Source organism: Cryobacterium sp. MDB1-18-1 (genome assembly GCF_004402735.1).
GTDB lineage: Bacteria > Actinomycetota > Actinomycetes > Actinomycetales > Microbacteriaceae > Cryobacterium > Cryobacterium glucosi.
In genome coordinates, this window is record NZ_SOFR01000030.1 from 1 (window position 1) to 1140 (window position 1140).

Annotated in this window: 3 protein-coding genes and 1 pseudogene; all 4 read left to right on the top strand. The window is 67.2% G+C overall.

Annotation, left to right across the window (positions count from 1 at the left end; all coding sequences use genetic code 11):
* A partial coding sequence (locus E3O50_RS07690; RefSeq protein WP_134564552.1) for an Asp23/Gls24 family envelope stress response protein occupies positions 1–240 on the top strand: 240 nt, incomplete at its 5' end.
* A complete protein-coding gene (locus E3O50_RS07695; protein WP_134449836.1) occupies positions 237–431 on the top strand; it encodes a DUF2273 domain-containing protein in 195 nt (64 codons plus the stop codon). The genes E3O50_RS07690 and E3O50_RS07695, both read left to right, overlap by 4 nt.
* Before the next feature lie 83 nt (positions 432–514).
* A complete protein-coding gene (locus tag E3O50_RS07700; protein ID WP_134449835.1) occupies positions 515–841 on the top strand; it encodes a hypothetical protein in 327 nt (108 codons plus the stop codon).
* Positions 838–1140: pseudogene (locus tag E3O50_RS07705) on the top strand (hypothetical protein); the annotation flags it as partial. The gene E3O50_RS07700 and the pseudogene E3O50_RS07705, both read left to right, overlap by 4 nt.

A 1140-nucleotide genomic window follows, 5' to 3' on the forward strand; every position in this document is an offset into this window, starting at 1 on the left:
ACTGACGTCAGCCAGGGCATCAGCGTCGAAGTGGGCGAAACCCAGGTTGCAGCGGACGTCACGATCGTGGCGGAGTACCCGGTGGCCCTGCAGGATGTGGCCGACCGGGTTCGGTCCGCGGTGATCGGCGCCATCGAAGACCTCGTCGGCATGGACGTCACCGAGGTGAACGTCACCATCAACGACGTGCACCTGCCCAGCGATGACAAGGACCAGAAAGCCGAGGCGCGAGTCCAATGAACACGGCCACGAAAACAGGCGCCCTGCTGGGCGCCGTGCTCGCGCTGACGTGGCTCGTCTTCGGGTTCTGGCCGTTCTTCTTCGTGGCCGTGGCCATGGGCGTGGGAGCGACCCTCGGGCGGATTATCGAAGGCAAACTGAGCGTGGCCCGCCTCGTCGACGCCTTCCGCGGCACCCGATCCTCCTCATGACCACCCTGACCCCGGTGGCACCGTCCCTTCCTGTGTTACAGCTCGCTCCCGGTCTCGTTCCGCCCGGTCGTGGCCGGACAACCGTGTCCACGCGCGCTCTGAACAGGCTGGTGTCCGCCGTCGCGGCCGAGGCCCTCGGAGTGAGCGTGGCGACGGTGGGTACGACGATCACCGATGACCGGGGCAGTCTTGCCCTGACCGTCAGCGCCCCGATCCCGATCCTCTCTCTCACCCGGGTGGCCCGTGACCCGTTGATCGTGCCGCGGTCTGGCGGGACGATTCTGGAGCGCGCCGAGCAAGCCCGGCAGCACATTCATCACCGTGCGGGGGAGTTGACCGGATCCGTCGTCTCCTGCGTAAGTGTGCAGCTCACCGGCGTCGACTTCAAAGCAGAGGACCGGGTCACGTGACCACATACCGTTCCACCTATAAGCGGATCAGCCGCCGCGAGCTGCATTCGCCGCGTTCGGTAGCAGCAATCACACTTGCCATCCTGATCAGTGCCGTCTGCCTGTGGCTGATGAGCGAGATCGTGCTGCACCTGCTCGGCCGGCCCGGCCTACTCGCCACCCCCTCCGAGATCGCCCACACGGTTGCGGGTGTCGGATCTGCCCCGCCGGCCCTCGTGGGCGGGATCGGTGTCGCCGCCGTCCTGATCGGGGTCCTGCTGCTGTTCCTGGCCGTCGCACCGGGCCGGCGTTCCCGGCAT